This is a genomic window from Holdemanella sp. MSK.7.32, assembly GCF_024460475.1.
GTDB lineage: Bacteria > Bacillota_I > Bacilli_A > Erysipelotrichales > Erysipelotrichaceae > Holdemanella.
Genome location: NZ_JANFYN010000105.1, coordinates 1 through 1100 on the forward strand (window position 1 = coordinate 1; position 1100 = coordinate 1100).

1 protein-coding gene is annotated in these 1100 nt (G+C 35.5%); it reads right to left on the reverse strand.

From position 1 onward, the window contains the following. Positions 1-65: 65 nt before the first annotated feature. The gene (locus NE544_RS11970) at positions 66-1022 is read right to left on the reverse strand and encodes a DNA-directed RNA polymerase subunit alpha (protein ID WP_256269495.1); all 957 of its coding nucleotides are present in this window, start codon (positions 1020-1022) and stop codon (positions 66-68) included. Positions 1023-1100: the final 78 nt, after the last annotated feature.

A 1100-nucleotide genomic window follows, 5' to 3' on the forward strand; every position in this document is an offset into this window, starting at 1 on the left:
ACGCAACAATGCTTTACGATGATCGGCTTTACGTCCCAATTTACGATTCCACATGGTATTTCCTCCTATCCGTTATTCTGCTTAAAAGACAATCCTAATTCTTTAATTTTGTCTTTAACTTCTTGTAATGATTTCTTTCCTAAATTACGAACGTGAATCATTTCCTCTTCTGTTTTTTGAGTTAATTCATCAACGGTCGCAATACCAGCACGTTTTAAACAGTTATAAGAACGAACTGATAGTTCTAAGTCTTCAATCATTTTATGAGTAGTATGTGCTACAGGTTCTTCTGAAACTTCAACTTCTTTTTCTTTCACTTCAAGACTAGCTTCATCAACTGATGCCAAAATTGATAAGTGATCACGTAAGATTTTACCTGCTACAGCTAATGCTTCACTCGGTTTAATTGTTTCATCTGTAGTAATTTCTAACTCTAATGAATCATACATACTTCCATCTTCACCTTTAATTGGTGTAGCTACATAGCTAACATTTTTAACTGGCGAGTATAGAGAGTCTGTATAAATAATACCAAGAGGTTGTCCTTCATTTTGGTACATTCTTTTATTTACATCAGAACGTACGAATCCACGGCCTAAACGAGCCTGAAGTTCCATGTGCATAGAACCTCCTTCAGACAAAGTACAAATTGGTAAATCTTTGTTTAATACAGTAACTCCTGTTGGACATTCGATATCACCTGCTAAGACTGTTTTTGGTCCTTCCTGGTCGATACGAAGTGTATAAACTTCATTGTCATGAATATCAATATCTAAAATCAATTGTTTCAAATTTAAAATAATTGAAGCAACGTCTTCTTTTACACCTTTAATACCTGTAAATTCGTGGTATACGCCGTCAATACGAATACTGAAGATCGCACCTCCAGGAATTGAAGATAATAATACACGGCGAAGTGCATTACCTAATGGTGTACCATAACGATATTCTAATGGTTCTAATAAGAATTTACCTACATTTGTTGTTTCTTCGATAGTCGAAATTTTATACTTTGTGCTCATTTGGACACCTCCTTAGTATGGTGACTATCCACGAGGTCGTTTTGGTGGACGACATCCGTTGTGTGGAATTGGTGTTAC

What these genes read in the sequence shown, in the direction of transcription:
- NE544_RS11970 (WP_256269495.1), bottom strand. Translation starts at nt 1,022, where the DNA reads ATGAGCACAAAGTATAAAATTTCGACTATCGAAGAAACAACAAATGTA.